The sequence below is a fragment of the uncultured Lactobacillus sp. genome, assembly GCF_948948975.1.
GTDB lineage: Bacteria > Bacillota > Bacilli > Lactobacillales > Lactobacillaceae > Lactobacillus.
Genome location: NZ_CARBVX010000004.1, coordinates 15,823 through 32,475 on the forward strand (window position 1 = coordinate 15,823; position 16,653 = coordinate 32,475).

The 16,653-nt window shown below is 33.3% G+C and carries 15 protein-coding genes, 1 pseudogene and 1 other annotated feature (1 of these 17 only partly in view); of the genes and pseudogenes, 3 read left to right on the forward strand and 13 right to left on the reverse strand.

Going from position 1 to position 16,653, the window contains the following annotated elements; translation table 11 throughout:
- Window positions 1-18: 18 nt before the first annotated feature.
- The 7 genes from Q9R40_RS02720 to pnuC form a co-directional block, all read right to left on the reverse strand.
- Window positions 19-981, reverse strand: coding sequence for an exonuclease domain-containing protein (locus Q9R40_RS02720; RefSeq protein WP_297940983.1), 963 nt, complete (start codon window positions 979-981; stop codon window positions 19-21).
- 13 nt (window positions 982-994) lie between these two features.
- Complete coding sequence (locus tag Q9R40_RS02725; protein ID WP_297940985.1) at window positions 995-1,795, reverse strand: Sir2 family NAD-dependent protein deacetylase; 801 nt, start codon at window positions 1,793-1,795, stop codon at window positions 995-997.
- 16 nt (window positions 1,796-1,811) lie between these two features.
- A complete protein-coding gene (locus Q9R40_RS02730; RefSeq protein ID WP_192005837.1) occupies window positions 1,812-2,447 on the reverse strand; it encodes a DUF421 domain-containing protein in 636 nt (211 codons plus the stop codon).
- 7 nt (window positions 2,448-2,454) lie between these two features.
- On the reverse strand, window positions 2,455-2,904 hold the full coding sequence (locus Q9R40_RS02735; RefSeq protein ID WP_304676216.1) for a DUF3290 domain-containing protein: 450 nt from the start codon (window positions 2,902-2,904) through the stop codon (window positions 2,455-2,457).
- A 6-nt stretch (window positions 2,905-2,910) separates the two neighbouring features.
- On the reverse strand, window positions 2,911-4,185 hold the full coding sequence (gene pepT / locus Q9R40_RS02740; protein WP_304676217.1) for a peptidase T: 1,275 nt from the start codon (window positions 4,183-4,185) through the stop codon (window positions 2,911-2,913).
- A 62-nt stretch (window positions 4,186-4,247) separates the two neighbouring features.
- Window positions 4,248-4,784 carry a PAS domain-containing protein gene (locus Q9R40_RS02745; protein WP_304676218.1) on the reverse strand — a complete coding sequence of 179 codons (537 nt, stop codon included), beginning with the start codon at window positions 4,782-4,784 and terminating at the stop codon, window positions 4,248-4,250.
- Window positions 4,785-4,853: 69 nt separating this feature from the next.
- Window positions 4,854-5,624, reverse strand: coding sequence for a nicotinamide riboside transporter PnuC (pnuC, locus tag Q9R40_RS02750; RefSeq protein WP_004897947.1), 771 nt, complete (start codon window positions 5,622-5,624; stop codon window positions 4,854-4,856).
- Between the two features lie 427 nt (window positions 5,625-6,051).
- Between pnuC and Q9R40_RS02755 the strand changes: the two genes are divergently transcribed.
- Both Q9R40_RS02755 and mscL read left to right on the forward strand, forming a co-directional pair.
- The gene (locus Q9R40_RS02755) at window positions 6,052-9,891 is read left to right on the forward strand and encodes a YSIRK-type signal peptide-containing protein (protein WP_304676220.1); all 3,840 of its coding nucleotides are present in this window, start codon (window positions 6,052-6,054) and stop codon (window positions 9,889-9,891) included.
- A gap of 198 nt (window positions 9,892-10,089) precedes the next feature.
- Window positions 10,090-10,467, forward strand: a complete 378-nt coding sequence (gene mscL / locus Q9R40_RS02760; protein WP_304203966.1) for a large-conductance mechanosensitive channel protein MscL — start codon at window positions 10,090-10,092, stop codon at window positions 10,465-10,467.
- 189 nt (window positions 10,468-10,656) lie between these two features.
- Here the strand turns inward: mscL and Q9R40_RS02765 are convergent, their stop codons facing one another.
- The 6 genes and pseudogenes from Q9R40_RS02765 to Q9R40_RS02790 all read right to left on the reverse strand — a co-directional run bounded on the left by Q9R40_RS02765 (window position 10,657) and on the right by Q9R40_RS02790 (window position 14,633).
- Window positions 10,657-11,085 (reverse strand): PTS sugar transporter subunit IIA, encoded by a 429-nt coding sequence (locus Q9R40_RS02765; protein WP_304676225.1) that lies wholly within the window; start codon window positions 11,083-11,085, stop codon window positions 10,657-10,659.
- Between the two features lies 1 nt (window position 11,086).
- Window positions 11,087-11,904, reverse strand: a pseudogene (gene agaD, locus Q9R40_RS02770) (PTS galactosamine transporter subunit IID).
- Window positions 11,894-12,700 carry a PTS galactosamine transporter subunit IIC gene (gene agaC / locus Q9R40_RS02775; RefSeq protein WP_304676227.1) on the reverse strand — a complete coding sequence of 269 codons (807 nt, stop codon included), beginning with the start codon at window positions 12,698-12,700 and terminating at the stop codon, window positions 11,894-11,896. Before agaC ends, agaD begins: the two are co-directional and overlap by 11 nt.
- 20 nt (window positions 12,701-12,720) lie before the next feature.
- On the reverse strand, window positions 12,721-13,416 hold the full coding sequence (locus Q9R40_RS02780) for a PTS sugar transporter subunit IIB (protein WP_304676229.1): 696 nt from the start codon (window positions 13,414-13,416) through the stop codon (window positions 12,721-12,723).
- Window positions 13,417-13,432: 16 nt separating this feature from the next.
- Window positions 13,433-13,693, reverse strand: a complete 261-nt coding sequence (locus Q9R40_RS02785; protein ID WP_304676231.1) for a GntR family transcriptional regulator — start codon at window positions 13,691-13,693, stop codon at window positions 13,433-13,435.
- Window positions 13,694-13,898: 205 nt separating this feature from the next.
- Window positions 13,899-14,633 (reverse strand): PAS domain-containing protein, encoded by a 735-nt coding sequence (locus tag Q9R40_RS02790; protein WP_297940584.1) that lies wholly within the window; start codon window positions 14,631-14,633, stop codon window positions 13,899-13,901.
- Between the two features lie 409 nt (window positions 14,634-15,042).
- On the opposite strand from Q9R40_RS02790, the gene Q9R40_RS02795 reads away from it, so the two are divergent.
- A complete protein-coding gene (locus Q9R40_RS02795) occupies window positions 15,043-16,431 on the forward strand; it encodes an L-cystine transporter (protein WP_304676234.1) in 1,389 nt (462 codons plus the stop codon).
- Window positions 16,432-16,493: 62 nt separating this feature from the next.
- Window positions 16,494-16,653 (forward strand) — a binding site (T-box leader); it runs 92 nt beyond the window's last position.

A 16,653-nucleotide genomic window follows, 5' to 3' on the forward strand; every position in this document is an offset into this window, starting at 1 on the left:
TTTAATATAAAAATTATTTTAACTACGTGCCCAATTATCAAGAACATTTAAGAAAAATTGTTCCGACCAAATTCTAATATTTTGTCCTTGCTTCTTTAATGCTCTCGCCTTATTTAATTCAACAATATCACTCCTAAAGAAATCATGGTCTCCAACTAAAATGTAGTCTGTATCTTGACCAACTTCATCCCGAATAAAGCCACCTAAATTCTTTACAGCATTAGCTAGTTCATATTCATCTACATCTAAGTCACCAGCAATTACAACATTCTTATGAGCAAAAGGACTGCGAAAAGTTTGGCTTTGTTTAACAATTTCAGGCCATTCACTAGTTAGATCTAGTGTTTTAACCATTTCTTGTGCTCTAAGCATATGTTCTTGCTTAAACAACTTATGAAATTCGTCAAAAACCTTTTTTGTATCTAGGCAGTCATCTAAACCGCGATGCTCTTGCGTTTCTGCGATATCTAATCGGTGCATGCAATCTAAAAGACGATTGTGTTGTTCTTGCGGATAAAAACTACGAGCTAAACGATAAACATCAACATAGTCATTATTTAAGACAGTTAAGTGATATTTTTCAGCTAGATCATAGACAAAATTCAAATCAAAATTAACATTATATCCAACAATTGGATCACTACCAATAAATTCACGATACTTCTTTATTGCCTCTTGAACAGGTAGGCCCTTTTCTTCAATCGTCGCTTCATCGATCCCATTTAATTTGGTAATAAAAGCAGGCACTTTATTGTTATCAGGAAACTTCACCAATTCTGAAAAAGTTGCAACTACTTCTCCATGGCGAACCTTTAAACCACCCATCTCTGTAATCCGATCACGATATGGACTAAGACCGGTAGTTTCCACATCAATTAAGGTATAGTTATCAGGAAAACCGGGCTTTTCAATGCCTTTTTGACGTATTTTTTCTTGAGCTGCTGGAATTCGTAAAACACCTTGAATAACTGAAATACTCATTTTTTACCTTTCATTATTTTGAAATCTTTTCAATTGCTTCAGGAAGGGACATTTCTAGGGCGGCACTTCTTGTTTGGATATCGTCCGGCAATTCCTCTTGACTTAAGTCTGCTGCTACATAATGCCAATCTTTGAACTGTTCAATCAGTTTTATCATTGGATCAAGAAGCTGAGGACTAGTTGGATCAACTCCTAGTTCAAGCACTACGACCTTCTTAGTCTGATTTCTTGTTAAAAACCAACGAAATCTCGTATTTGCATCTTCATCTGGAAAGAAGTGAGCATTTAACGGCATATGAGGTTCCATTGGCGAATTACAATCCTCACATCTTGGAACCTCACCTTGGCCATTAACGTATCTCTTCACTGTTGACAAATCAGAACGTGTACCGTGATTTAAACCACTAGAACACTGCATCATTGTCCAGTCACCAAAAATATTAAAGATTTTTTCTTGATCAAAACCAGTCTTTTCAAAGAAATGGCCAAAAGTACTAGTAGCAATAAAGTAATTCTTTCCATTTAAAAGTTCCTTTAATTGCTTCATTGCTTTACTTGGTTCGTATTCAACTGAATACTCATTAATTAGTTGACTCCAGAATTGCCACTTTTCATCCCAAGAATCAAAATCTTTATCTAGAGCATCCGCAATTGTTTTTACATGATATTTTTCACTTATATTTTTATATTCAATCGGAAAAGCCAAATTGTCAAACATATCAAGGCCTTCCATTTGTGCAAACCCATTACCTGCAGTCACAATAACCGCATCGGCATCCGCTAACCATTTTTTTATTTCTTTAAAATCTTTCATGATCATTTCTTCCTTTTTATTTTTCAGAATATCCTATCAGACGTAACTGTCCATTAATATACTCTCCTAAAAAGACATCATCAGGACTATTATAACCAGCTTTAGTTACTTCCTGTTCAAGCCAAGCATTAGATTTATGAATTAAATCTAAAACGTCTTCATTTATTTGCCCATCACTAATAATCGGAAAGCGAATATTATCTTCATCATTTTCAATTATCGTTAATTGGCCATTTTGTTCAAAAATACAATTTTTCACTTTTTCAACTGAATAAATTCCGCGACTTCTAAGTCTAAACATTAATTCATTGGCAGAAATACCAGCTTTCATACAATTTCCGACCAACACATGACCATTTTTAATTACTTGAACCGGTTTTCCATCAATCAAATTACGAATCCAATTACTGCGCTCGCGCCCAAATTTCAAAATAAAAACTACTAAAGTCCAAACAATTAACACCAATAAAAATTGAAGAACGGTAATACTTTGATTATATATTAAACCACCGATAATACCGCCCAGTACATAATTTTGCAGCTGATCCAAAGCTGTTGTTGGAGCTAAATTACTTTTTCCAAAAACATTAATTTGAATAATCAGGGTTAATATTCCTAAAGAAAACTTAATAAATAATTGTGTATAATCCATCTCTTACCTACTTTTGTACATATATATGATGATCAATGACATGCGCCTGATTTAAGGTATAACTATTATTGTCTTCGTTTAAATTCAATTGATAGTCTTCATTCTTTGAATCAATTCGAACAATCATTCCATCCTGTAGACTCATCGAACTGACCATTACATCGCTTTCTTTAACGTTTTCATCATCAGCAACTGATTTAATAAAGGGAACGATTTGAGCAGCTTTTGATTTCTGTTCATTATTTTGCACATACTTTTCATATTGTGTGCCAGCAAATAGTAATAAGAATAAAAGAGCAATTATTCCTAAATCTCTGTATCTTGTATTAAAACGATCACGTAAATATAAAATTGTAAAAATAATCATCGCACTAGCAGCAACAATTATTAAAATATATAAAGCTGTTCGATCTGTATTTTGATGATTCTGAATGTAATTTATCGTATAGAAATTCATTTAAATCTAGTACTTTCTCTTTAATGGACTTTCGTCACGTTTATCATTTAATAAAACATGCTGCTTCGTAATTTCAATTAATGTTTTAGCTAAAAGAGCCATACTTTCAGTTGTTACATATTCATATGGTCCATGGAAATTTGCCCCACCATTAAATAAGTTAGGTGTAGGTATTCCCTTTTCCGAAATAAAATCACCATCTGTTCCTCCCCGAAACGGGATAATTTTTGGCTCCAGTCCAAGGGACTTATAAGCATGTAAAACTAAATTTACTACATAGGGATGCTCCTTAATCAAATCTCCTGGACTGCGATATTGATCATGCATTTCAAAAGTTACTCGATTTGCTCCATATTTTTTATTCAACTTATCTACTGTACTTGTGATTAACTTTTTCTTTTGTTCAAAACCATCAGTATCAAAATCTCGAATAATCAATTGAATTTTTGCATGATCCACATTGCCATTATTGGATAAAATCATAAAATAGCCATCAAAATCTTTACTATTTTCAGGCACATCACTTGCTGGTAAGCTTTGGATAAATTCACTAGCCATCAACGCTGCATTAACCATAAGCCCGTATGCCTCCCCAGGATGAACTACTGTCCCATGAAAATCAATCGTAGCAGCGGCAGCATTAAAAGTTTCAAAGGCAATATCTCCTGGATCGCCATTATCTAATGTATAAGCAAATTCAACAGGAAAACGTTCCACGTTAAAACGAGCAGCCCCCTTACCAATTTCTTCATCCGGACCAAAAGCAACCCAAATATCTCCATGTTCAAGATCAGGAGTTTCTTTTAAATATTTGAGCATTCCCAGTAATCCAGCAATTCCCGCCTTATCATCTGCACCAAGTAAAGTCGTTCCGTCAGCGGTAATCAATGTTTCACCTAAATGTTTTTTTAAGCTAGGAAATTCACTTGTGGATAAGACACGTCTCTCTTTTAAGAAAATATCCTTTCCATCATAGTTCTGATGCACTAGCGGTTTTACATTTTCTGCATTAAAATCAGCCGTATCTACATGTGCTACAAAACCAATTGGAGTTACTTCTTTATTAGTTGTCTTTTTTAGTTTTCCTACTAAATATGAATCTTCTTCTGAAAAAGAGATATCTTCTAAGCCTAGTTTTTCTAATTCTTTCTCAATAATCTTCAACAAATCAACCTGACCGTTAGTTGTCGGCACAGCTGTACTTTGTTCATCTGAACGAGTATTTACTTTACAGTATTCTATAAATCTATCTTGAATATATTTTTGATCGATTTCAGGCATTTTTACCATCCCCAAACTATTTTTAATTATATTTTAAGAAAAAATAGTTTTCTGTCAATTCACTATAGTTCAGATGCACCACTTTCTGCATCAATTTTCTGATTTTTACGATAAATATCTCCTTTAGGGTTATTGGAATCATCAACCAATTTTTGTCCAGTTTCTTTTAAGTAGTATTCCACAAGTGGATAAATATCTTGAACAGTTTCATTAATTCCAGCAAAATGATGGTCTTTATCAAAAATAGCCCGATATGTGTCCACCATAAATCTTTTTTGAGTATTAGTTTGATCTGCAAAATGCAATTCTTTTGCTTCACCTGTGCTTAACTTGTGGAATACTTCTGTTAATTGCTTCTTTTCACTCTCTGTTTGGCCAAGAGACGTAATATTTTCTCCAAGTTCTGGTGGATTATAATTCATCTCTGGTAATTGTTTATAATATGTAAATTCTCCAGTCTTATTAAAACTGAGCAAACTGCTGGGAAACGAAGAAAGATAATTATCGAGGTCTTTTACTTTCATTAGTCCCGCATTTAACTTTACATAGTCATTACCTTGTGCAGCTTTTTTATAATTTTTAGTCCAATTTTCATTCATTTTTGATACCTCACAAATAAAAAAAGCATGTCGAACTCGACATGCTAATTTTAACGTATTTAATTACATTTAGTCTTTAATAGCTTTTAACCCTTCACGCTTTCTTCCCATGTTAAACCATGGTGAAACAGTAAAGGCTAAAACGTCATTAACAACGTAAATTAAGGAGTTAACAGCCATTGCTAAAGTTGCATCTCCCTGTGCATAAGTCACACCCCAAAGAATTAATTGGAAAATTCCACTAGCAGTCCACCAGAAATATTGGTTATTGTAGCGTAAAAAACACATAATACCAGCAGTTAATGAAATTGCAAAGCTAATAGCATCGATCCAAGGACGTGGATCGTTAGTAAACTTACCAATTAAATAACCAGATACTGCATAAACAACTAATGTACCAACAATAGCAACAATCCATTCTTTAGCACCAAACTTACGTAAGTGATTCTTAGTATCGTCATTCCAAGATCTAACTGAAATAATAACTGGTAAATCTAAAGTTAAAATATAAGCAATTTGTTCAAAAATTGAAAGATAATTCTTAGCAGCTAGTCCTGCATAAATAAAACAAGCTGCAGAAATCAAGCCTAACCATCCATTAATTGCTTTAGTTGCATTAATGGCTAAAACACATAAAGTTCCAAGCAATGTACCAATAAAAGTAATAACGGTTAAAGCAGTGATTTTATTTTGAATCAAAATAGCTAATTGGAAACCGAAAGCAAAGAACCAAAGCATATAATTTTGAACTGGCCATCCGTGCAATTGCTTAAATAGCCAAACGAAATAGTTATCCTTTCTTTCTTTATGATCTTCTTGTAATGATGTGGAATTGTCCATTTACTAACTCCTCTTTCTTTATATTAGGTCACACAATATATTGTGCCTTATCCGCATTTTTCTCAAAAAAGCATCTGTATCTAGTATAGTAGTTAATAAATTGAAAACAAGAGTTTACAATTTTCGTTAAATATGCGGGTAAGTGTTATTCAAATTTTAGATAGCGCTTACTTTATTATCTTAACTGTTTTCATTTGCATTTATATATATTTTTTATTTTTATACTTGAATAAATCACGTATTTTTTTGTGTTTATAGCTACTTTTTAAAGTCGTTTTTTTACTTTTAGCTAGATCTTTTCACTATTAGCAATAGACTACTTTCCCTATCTAATAATCTATTATTTAAATCTGGAGTATAATATTATTTTAGAAAGCTAAAATGTTATTTTATTAAAAAATCATTCATAATCGAGGAAAGAATTAAAATGAAACATAAAAATGATTTATTTTTTATTACTAAACTTAATGGGAAGGAAAAGTTTAGCTTTAGAAAAATTTCAGTTGGATTAGTTACTGTTGCTTTAGGTACCACCTTCTTTTTAGAAAGTGGACAAACTGTACAAGCTGCGGATCAATCTAATAACGATTCTCAGCAAAATACAACTATTAATCAAAACTCTGCCAATCCTGATAATTCTCGAACATTAACTATTCAAAAATCAGAAACAACAAATACGGCGAATAATACTACAGGCTCTTCAAACAATGAGACGAATTCTTCATACGAAAACAATTCTAAACAAAATACGACCAATAATTTAAAAAACGATAAACCAACATTACAGCAAGAAGCTACGGCTCCAGTACAAATTACAGGAAGCTCAACCAATACTTCTCTGATTGCTGACGTAACTCAAGGCAGCTTTAGCGTTCATGTTGCTAACGATTCAAGTCATCCAATCATTATCAATCATAATCAGCAAGTCAACGTTTCAGTAGCAGATTCTGATAACTTGCTAAAATTTGATGTTAATGCAACTAAAATTGGCAATTTTGATGTTGGCGTTAATAATAATTCTGGTACTAAAAACTTCACTTTTACCTATACGGGAAGTGATAACGGTGTTTTATCTGGTTTTGATGCAACTTTTCCATTTGTAGCCGTTAATTCAGCTGCCCAAGTATACCATGAACAAAATGGCGCATATCCGGATTTCAATTTACCAATTACTGTAACCTTACCCAATGACCAATCCTATACTCAAACTCTTCCAATTAAAATTAATCCTTATGAAGATAAAGTTGTAAAGGATGAAATTTTACATGGATTTATCATGGGACCTAAAGTTATTTGGACGCCAGGTCAAGATGGTAATCCTGGTACTGATGGTATATATACTGAAAATGGTGCAAATTATACGGGACCTGAACCTAGTGCAGCAGCCGACATTCCAGCTGATCAACAACAAGATGCTCGATTAATGCAATATGGAATTGACTGGAACTATGGCTCAGTTGCTAATGGAAATTCACCTTTAAATCCCTTATCCGATGTTTTAGCTCATATTAAATTTAGCGATCATCAAAAAATTCTTCCATCTACCATTAAAGTATTTAAAATTCCTAATGATGTAAAAATAATCGATGCTGATGGTCACCGGACAAATATTAATAATTACTACAATAAAGTTGTTAATTATCAACCAAGCTTAGAAGATACTAATTTTGAAGACTTTTTAAGAAAATCAATTTCTGATAATAATCATCAAATTGTTATTGATCAAAAAGGACCTTTTACAGTTAATGGGCAAGATTATTCTAAGGAAGGACCTTATTTTATTCAATTAGATACACAACTTGATACTAACTATATTCCAGACTGGATTAATAATCCTAATGAGGGTCCATCTATTACTACACCAATAAAGAATGAATGGAATTTAGATGGCTCGGGAGTTACTAATTCTTTTGTTCAAACTTATACTAATTTCAAATTCGATCCTAAAGTAGATTTAATGGTTAATATTTACTTTATTGACGAAAATACTGATCAAGAAATTGCTCATACAAGTCGTGATATTATTGCTTCTCCTAACAGTTCAATAACTAATCCAACTCCAAATATAATTAAGACTCTTGAAAGTCAGGGATATAAAGTGGATGAAGCTGCAACTAAGGGTCAAAATAGTATTAAACATTTAGTTAATTTTGATCCTGCTAAGCAAAACTTTATTAACTATGATAGTAACAATATCGATGTTTCCACTAATTCACTAAAGTATTATGTTTATCTTTATCACAATACTAGTTCTCAATCTGAAACCCAGACAACTTCAGTAATCGAAAATATTAATTATATTTACGCTAATGGAACAAAAAAAGGTCAAATAGCAGCAACTCCATACACCCATAAAGTAACGTATATTCGACAAGGAACTAAAGATCTTGTAACTAATGAGATTAATTGGAGTGAATGGACACCAGATTCTGCTTTAGATGCTGTAGTTTCTCCAAAAGCTACTGATTCAACTTATAGCTTAGTTGCTCCCCAGCATATACCAGCAATTAAATTAAATATTAGTTCAAATGGAACGATTACTACTCAAAATGATGTTCCTCTAAATTACACTGTAAAGTATTATGCTCCAGAAAAAGCTACTCTCCGTTTCTACGATGATACTGATCACGAGTATCTAGATAATTACCTAATTCAGTATAATCAAAATTCTTCATTAAGTGATATCTATGCTGATCCAAATGATCAATCTTCTGAACAAGCTATTTCATTTGCAGGTGCTGATAAAATTGTTAACTTTTTAAACGATGAACACTATAAGTTTGCAGGCGTTAGTGGGCTTGGTTCAACCACTAACACTGATTATTCAAAGATTTCTTACGGGAATTTTGATGATGATGAAACTAAGAATCAAGATTTTGTCCTTCATTTCACTCATGAACTTAACCAAGTTAGTGAAGACAAGACCATTTCTGAACAAGCTATTCTTTACGCAGAAAATGGTCCTAAACAAGGTCAAACTTTCAGCACTCTAAATCTAGGTAACATTAAATTTACTAGAACTGGACAAGAAGATTTAGTTACTAATCAAACTTCGTGGAATAAGTGGACTGTTGAAAATAATGGAAAGGTTCTTTCTCTTCCTCTTGTAGTTTCTAAGGTCTATAAGATTAATCCACAAAACATTACACAAGTAGCTCCTGCTTCTAAGGAATTCGAAATTAATAACAATCAAATCACTCCTTTGAACTTTGACGCACAGAATAACCAAAGTTTAATCAATAGTCTTGAAGATAATAGTACTTACTTAGTTAAAGTTCCTTATGCACTTAGTGAAAACATTACGGTAACTTACATCGATGACACGACTGGTGCAATTTTAGAAACTAAGAAATTATCTGGTGAACCAAATACTAGTGCTAACTATTCTACTAAAGAGACAATTGATAAATACATAGCTAAACATTACGTTCTAGTATCTGATCAAACTAACCAACAAACACTGATATTTGATAATGATGAAGATCCTGATGATCAAAACTATGAAGTTCATTTCACTCATGAACTTAGAGCTTTAAGTAATTCTAAAACCATCCATGAAACTATCATTTATGTTTATGAAAATGGTCAAGAAGCTGCTCCAAATTACACTGCTTCAACTAACTTTTCACAAGCTGGTAATCTTGATTTAGTTACCAATGTTGAAAGTTGGGAAAAGTGGACACCTGATTATACTGTTTTCAAATTAGTGGAATCCCCGATTATTGCTGGTTATACCGCTGATCATAAACAAATTGACCAACAACTTGTTACTCATGGTAGTGCTGACTTATTATTTAAAGTAATTTACACTGCTAAGCCTGTTCAACCTACTAAACCGGTCGAGCCTACCAAGCCAGTTCAACCTACTAAACCGATCGAGCCTACCAAGCCGGTTCAACCTACCAAACCGGTTGAACCTACTAAGCCGGTTCAACCTACTAAACCGGTCGAGCCTACTAAGCCTGTTCAGCCTACCAAACCAGTTGAACCTACTAAGCCGGTTCAACCTACCAAGCTAGTTGAGCCTACTAAGCCAGTCGAACTTATTAAACCGGTTCAACCTACTAAGCCCATTCAATCTGCTTCAAAAGGTAAACTATCTCATCAGAATAATGTAGTTGTCTCAATAAAAGAAGATAAGCAAAATATCTTACCTCAGACCGGAACTAAAAAGAATGGAGCTAGTCTCTTAGGATTGGCTTTCAGTGCCGCATCCCTATTGCTAGGCTTAATCGGTAATGATCTCAAACGGAAAAAGAAAAATTAAGCTTTAAGAAACTGTTCTGAGAAAGTTCAGAAACAAAATATCCTACTAAATCAAGATTTATCAATCCTAGAATTTAGTAGGATATTTTTTATCAGGTAAGCATGTTCATACATTACTCTTTGAAAGCATTTTACTAGCAAAAATTGGATTCCTTTCGATATACTTTTTAATTAATAGCTATTTTTGAAAGGATATCATATGGTTAAAGAATTCAAAGAATTTATTTCTCGCGGTAATATGATGGATTTAGCTGTTGGAGTTATTATAGGAGCAGCTTTTACAGCAATTGTAAATTCCTTAGTTAAAGATTTGATTAATCCTCTAATCGGACTATTTATTGGAAAAATTGACCTTTCCAACTTAAAATTCACTGTTGGGGAAGCTACATTTAAATACGGCAGTTTCTTAAATGCTGTGATCAACTTCCTAATTATTGCCCTAGTTGTATTTTTCTTAATTAAATTGGTTAATCGACTAACACCTAAAAAAGAAGTAGAAGAAGACGATCCAGCTCCGACGAACGAAGAAATATACCTTCGCCAAATTCGCGACTTATTGCAAGAAAAGAATAAGTAGATATTGCACCCCCTTAATCTATAAGGGATGCTTTTATTTTTCAAAAATCATTCTATTTTCATGACATTGTCTTAATTTACTAATAAACAAAAAATAGCTTATGTGTTCCTATTTAACACATAAGCTATTTTAAATGCATATAAACATATGCTTTTTGTCTTTCCTAAACACCTAAATTTAAGATGTTGCTTAAATACCATCAGATAATTTTTCAGTAGCCGTAGAATGATTAGCAACACCAAACTGCCGTATTCCTTGTTTAGTTGACTCAATCAAAGCTTGGGCTAACTCCGTAGAATCGCTAAATTTATCCAATCCAGTCAAGCCATTCTCTAATAATGAACCAACATTGCAACCACAAATTACAGAAATATCTTTTTTAGATTTTGTAGATAAAATAGCTGCTTGTTTATATGGAGTTCCTCCTAAAAGATCACAGAAGAAAACAATATGTTCATTTAATTTGATTGCTTCTTCAAATTTTTCCATTAAATTCTCTTCATCCATATCTTCTGTGAAATCGACATATTTAACATTTTTAATACTTCCAGCAAGTAGTTTTACAGTAGACTCAATGCCACTTGCGAAGTTTCCATGGCCGGTAACAATAATTTGCATTTTAAAGCACTCCTAACCATGATAGCAAAATTGCTAATACAAAAGTAATGACATCAGAATTACTGGATTAATATTCTTTTTCTTAACTAAATAATATAGTAAAAATGTATATCCTAATGGAAGAATATTAGGGAAAATATTATCAAAGAAAGCCTTTTGAATAGAAATTGACTTTGTAGCTGTAACTGGAATTTTCCATTTTACAGTAATTTGGACATAAGTAGCAATTAAACCACCAATTACAGTACATCCCAATACACTAGCAGCATGAGAAACAATAGCCGAGTCTCTTCTAATTTTAGAAACTGCTTTTGTTCCTGCGGAGTAGCCTAATTGTGCAATAGGCATTCTTAGTAAAAACATACCAACATATACTAAGAAGAATAGTAGTGGGCCTAAAATACTTCCTTCTTTAGCAAATGATGCAGTAATACCAGCTACAATTGGTAAAATTGTAAACCAAGTAATCGCATCTCCAATACCAGCCAATGGACCGAATAATGCGACTCTTAATCCATCAATAGTTGATCTACTTTCACCATTTTCTTCAAGAGACATTTCCAATCCCATTAACAATGGAGCTGCATAGTTATTAGTATTCATAAACTCAAGGTTACCTTTCATAGCAGCACTTAAGCCCTTTTTATCTTTTCCATAAATTTTCTTTAAAGCTGGAAGAATAGCTAGTGTCCAGCCACCAGCCTGCATTAACTGATAATTCATCTGAGATTGGTTAAAAATTGACATTAAACCAATTTTTCTAACATCATGCTTCGTTAGCTTTCCTCTCTTAGATGGTTGCGAAACATTAGATTCCATCATTATCGCCTCCACTATTTGAATTTTGCTCAATTTCTCTTAATTTTTCATTAGTATCACGATCTTTTTTAGCTCTTGCAAATTCAATCATTGCTAATGCAACCCCGATTACAGCGACGGGCATTAAATTACCAAATTTAATGAAACAAGCTGCTGTAAATCCAAGTAACAAATAAGGAACATATTTGTTCTTTAGCATATTCTTTAGAAGCATAGCAAAACCAACAGCTGGTAAAATACCACCAGCAATTTCAAAACCATGACTTAACCAACTAGGCATCGCATTTACTAAATTGCTCATTGGTGCTTGAGCTGCATATACACATAAGAACGTAAAAATACCATATGTAAGAGCAACAATAAATGTTGGAGCTAGTACAATCCAAGTAAATTTTTTAGTTTCTGCTTTTCCCGCGTATTCAATTGTTTTTCTAGTTAACAATGAAAATGCTGAGTAATAGAACAAAACAATATACTGCATCAAAATTGAAAATGGAAGTGATAATCCAATTGCAGTATCTGGATTATGTCCTGTAGTGTACGCTAAAACAACAGTCATAATTCCAGCCATAATTGGGTTAGGTGGCTGCGTCCCACCAACAGGAGTTAGTCCTGCAAACGCTAATTCAGTCAATCCACCAGCAATAATTCCTAACTTTAAGTCTCCAAGTAATAATCCAGTTATGGTACAAACAATCATTGGTCGGAAAATATAGAAACCTTCTAGCCAAAAATCCGCACCCGCGATAATTGCAAAGAGAGAAATAATTAAACCTTGACCTAAACTAACAGTCATAATGATTACCTCTCACCAATTTAAAACTTACTCAAAACATCCCTTTTATCTTCTGGAACATCTTGAATATAGCATTCAACACCTACATCAATTAACTCATTAAATGCATTTTTATCTTCTTCATTAACAAACACTTTCTTGGAAATTTGTTCTTTTCCCTCTGAAAAATGCATATTACCTACATTTACTGACTTTATTGGTACTCCACCTTTAACTAGCTTTAATACATCTTCTGGGGTTTTAACAACTAGAAAAATATGTTGACGAGGACTAGCTTTAGAAATTGTAGAAATTGTTTTATCTAACGTCCAAAATCTAATACTTACTCCAGAAGTTTCAGCAGTCATTAATTCTTGTTGAAGTGGATCATTTGCAGCTGCATCATGAATTTCTGCATCAAGATATCTATGATCATTTTTATCAACTAAAGCTGCTCGAGCTTTTGACTTAAAAACTCCACCTACAAAATTATATTTTCCACTAAGTAAAGGAATGATCTCCTCATGCTCTAATTCATCAAGTTTTATTTCTGGAAAACGATCAAAGGCAATAAAGATATGCCTATACATTATCTTTTGACCATCTCCGGAATAAATTTTTTTGATCTCATATAGATAATCAACAGGGACTAGACCTATTTTTTCTTTAATTTCTAGGTAGCGTTCATCAGCAATAATATTGAATTCTAAAATTTGACTAGAAGGTTTTGCTTCCATTTCACGAATCTTATTTTTAATACGAAAAATATCTATAATATTTATTTCTTTTGCTACGTCCAAGGACAAATGAGCCCTGGCGTTGCTTTTTATAAATAAAGTTTCTATTTTGAAGTTCTTCTAAAGCTTTTCGGACAGTAATTCGACTAATATTAAATTGATTTCTAAGCTCTTGCTCAGAAGATAACTTATCATTCTCCTTCAAAGCGCCTATTTCAATTTTATGGATTAAAACCTGCATCATTTTTTGATAAAGTGGTACTGCATTTGTCTCCATAAAGTTAATTCACGCCGTCCAACTTGTTATGCTGTTATAATAGCAACACACGTATATACCCTAAAAGGTAATTTTGTAAACGATATCATAATGTAAAAATTATTATTTAAAAAACTAAAATGGACATTAAGTAATAAAAAAGCCGTTAAATCGAGGTTTTCTACCAAGATTTAATGGCTTTTTTTATTTTCAACTTTAATTTTAATTAATACTCTGAAGCACCAGAACTTGTATCAGTTTCTTCTTGCTTCTTTTCCACATGCTCTTCATGCTTAGATGCACCAGTTCCCGTATCAACTTCATCTCTCTTATAAGTTGCACCAGTGGTAGCATCCGGATCATCTACTAGCTTTTGACCAGTAGTTTCACAGAAGTACTTCACAAATGGATAAAGGTCTTGTACCCATTCATAAGTTCCCACGTAATTTCCTTCGTCATCTTCAATTCGCTTATAATCATGCAAAATTAATTTATGACGATTGCCATTAGGAACTGGCATTTTTACCTCATCATGCCCATCTACCTTGTTTCTTAAAGCATAAATAACTTTCTTGGCTTCAGGAATAACATTACGAATATCTGGATGCACAGCGCCCATTGTATCACCAACTTGATCTGGTGTACGTTTAGCTAACATTTTCTTATTTGGATCAGTCGGTCTGTTGTACCACAAAAATTGATTATTATCGTCTACATAAGTTAATTCACCAAATGCACGACGAAGCATCCAATTAATTTGGTTAACAGTAAGAAGTCCTGCATCCAATTTTACATAATCGTCTCCTTCAGCTGCATTTACTTTTTTAGCAGCTTTATTTAACCAATCTGGATCATTTTTATCTACACCTTCGACCGTGTAGCGTGATTTACCAGTAGCATCAAAATCCTCTTTAATATAATCTTCTTCTTTTAAGTCTTGTAACCATTTAGGTTCTGCCATTTTACTTCACCTCATAAATCTACGTCTCTTCAACTTGATTATACCCACTAACGAAAGGGCTTGCAATGCTTATATGCAGTATTTTATATATAAAGTTGGCATAATATATATTTATGGAATATAATTTATTTTTAAAATTAGATGTTGACTAAAAGTAAGTTATACGATAATATAACTTGTGAAAAGTAAGAAAGGAGCTAATGAGTATGTTTAATGTACGTCAAGCAAATTCTTGTTGTTGTAATTGTCAAAAAATTTGGCAATTATTTGGCGTACAGTCATTAGTTCATTCAAGAATTTCTCTAGTTAGAAACTAGCTTTTCAAAGTTATAACTATGGTTTTTCTCAAGAGCTGTTGGCATTAGGCCAATGGCTCTTTTTTGTTTGCTTAGAATTGGAGTTGAATAAAGTGCAAACTACTCTCGTTGTTTTAGTAGCCATCGCGATTCTCGCTGGTATGGCTTACTTACACAAAAAGAATTGGGGATTTACTAAATTAGTATTCCTCTCACTTATCATCGGAATTATTTTTGGTGTTTCTATTCAATTAATGTTCGGTGCTAATAGTAATATTGTAAAAAATAGTATCGACTGGATTTCCATTGTTGGAGATGGCTATGTTTCCTTACTACAAATGCTAGTAATTCCTCTAATCTTTGTTTCTTTAGTGGGGGCCTTCACTCAACTAAAAATGACTACTAAGATTAGAAAAATTGCTACCAGTGTTTTAGCTATTTTATTAGGAACTACAGCTGTTGCTTCCTTCTTAGGTTTCAGTAGTGTAGCTATTTTTAATTTAGGTGGGGCTGGCTTTGCTAAAGGAATGTCTGCATCCTCCACTGCTCTTACCTCTATTAAAGATCATCAAGCTCAATTAAAAGGCTTGACCCTTCCTCAACAAATAACATCCTTCTTCCCACAAAATATTTTTGCAGATTTTGCTGGAATGCGCTCAACTAGCACAATTGCAGTAGTAATTTTCTCTATTTTTGTCGGAATTGCCTTCTTACAAGTTAAGAAAGAAAAAGCAGATGTAGCTGCTACATTTGCACGCGGTATTCAAGCCTTACGTGCAGTTATCATGCGCATAGTTAAGATTGTACTTGAACTCACTCCTTATGGAATTTTTGCTTTAATTGCTAGAACTACTGCAACTAACAGTTTTGCAACAATGAGTAAACTACTAGTCTTTATCGTTGCTGCTTACCTTGCAATTGCTGTTATGTTCATTGTTCATGCAGTTCTACTTTTAATTAACGGAATTAATCCAATCACCTACTTCAAGAAGGCATGGCCTGTCTTAGTCTTTGCTTTCACTTCTAGAACTAGTGGCGGTAGCTTGCCACTTAATGTACGTACTCAACGTGAATCAATGGGAGTAAGTGATACGATTGCAGACTTTGCCGCTAGCTTTGGTTTAACTATTGGTCAAAATGGATGTGCAGGTCTTTATCCATCAATGGTAGCAGCAATCACTGCCCCACTTGTTGGAGTTAACATTTTCTCATGGCAATTTGTTTTAAGTTTAGTTGTAATTGACGTTATTTCTAGTTTCGGCGTTGCCGGTGTTGGTGGCGGCGCTACATTTACCACGTTAATGGTCTTAGGTGCTCTTAACTTACCAGTAACAGTTTTAGGTGTTTTAATTGCTATTGACCCAGTTGTTGATATGGCTAGAACTGCCCTTAATGTTAACGACTCAATGGTTGCTGGTGTTATTACTGCTAAGCGTACCGGAGAACTAAACTGGGATACTTTTAATAATGAAAAATCTGATGTAGATGCTGAAGTTGAATAGTTTACTAGAAATTTTTCTTGACATTATTTTTTAAGCGTTGTAGTATTATGACAACAAAATTAATTAAAGCTTAGAAAAGATGAGTAATTACTTAAGGCATCCCCAGAGAGTCGGATTAGGTGCAAGCCGATGTTGCTGATGTAATGAAGATGGTCTTGGAGCTAAATTAAAGTGCAAGCTAATTTAAGTAAGCAATTTACGATTGACGTTCGTTACCATGTC

Excerpts from the sequence above, each read along its gene's own strand:
- Q9R40_RS02730 (WP_192005837.1), bottom strand. The coding sequence starts at position 2,447 with ATGGATTATACACAATTATTTATTAAGTTTTCTTTAGGAATATTAACC.
- mscL (WP_304203966.1), top strand. The coding sequence starts at position 10,090 with ATGGTTAAAGAATTCAAAGAATTTATTTCTCGCGGTAATATGATGGAT.
- Q9R40_RS02780 (WP_304676229.1), bottom strand. The coding sequence starts at position 13,416 with ATGGAAGCAAAACCTTCTAGTCAAATTTTAGAATTCAATATTATTGCT.
- Q9R40_RS02765 (WP_304676225.1), bottom strand. The coding sequence starts at position 11,085 with ATGCAAATTATTGTTACCGGCCATGGAAACTTCGCAAGTGGCATTGAG.
- agaC (WP_304676227.1), bottom strand. The coding sequence starts at position 12,700 with ATGACTGTTAGTTTAGGTCAAGGTTTAATTATTTCTCTCTTTGCAATT.
- pnuC (WP_004897947.1), bottom strand. The coding sequence starts at position 5,624 with ATGGACAATTCCACATCATTACAAGAAGATCATAAAGAAAGAAAGGAT.
- pepT (WP_304676217.1), bottom strand. The coding sequence starts at position 4,185 with ATGCCTGAAATCGATCAAAAATATATTCAAGATAGATTTATAGAATAC.
- Q9R40_RS02785 (WP_304676231.1), bottom strand. The coding sequence starts at position 13,693 with ATGGAGACAAATGCAGTACCACTTTATCAAAAAATGATGCAGGTTTTA.
- Q9R40_RS02790 (WP_297940584.1), bottom strand. The coding sequence starts at position 14,633 with ATGGCAGAACCTAAATGGTTACAAGACTTAAAAGAAGAAGATTATATT.
- Q9R40_RS02745 (WP_304676218.1), bottom strand. The coding sequence starts at position 4,784 with ATGAATGAAAATTGGACTAAAAATTATAAAAAAGCTGCACAAGGTAAT.
- Q9R40_RS02755 (WP_304676220.1), top strand. The coding sequence starts at position 6,052 with ATGAAACATAAAAATGATTTATTTTTTATTACTAAACTTAATGGGAAG.
- Q9R40_RS02735 (WP_304676216.1), bottom strand. The coding sequence starts at position 2,904 with ATGAATTTCTATACGATAAATTACATTCAGAATCATCAAAATACAGAT.
- Q9R40_RS02720 (WP_297940983.1), bottom strand. The coding sequence starts at position 981 with ATGAGTATTTCAGTTATTCAAGGTGTTTTACGAATTCCAGCAGCTCAA.
- Q9R40_RS02725 (WP_297940985.1), bottom strand. The coding sequence starts at position 1,795 with ATGAAAGATTTTAAAGAAATAAAAAAATGGTTAGCGGATGCCGATGCG.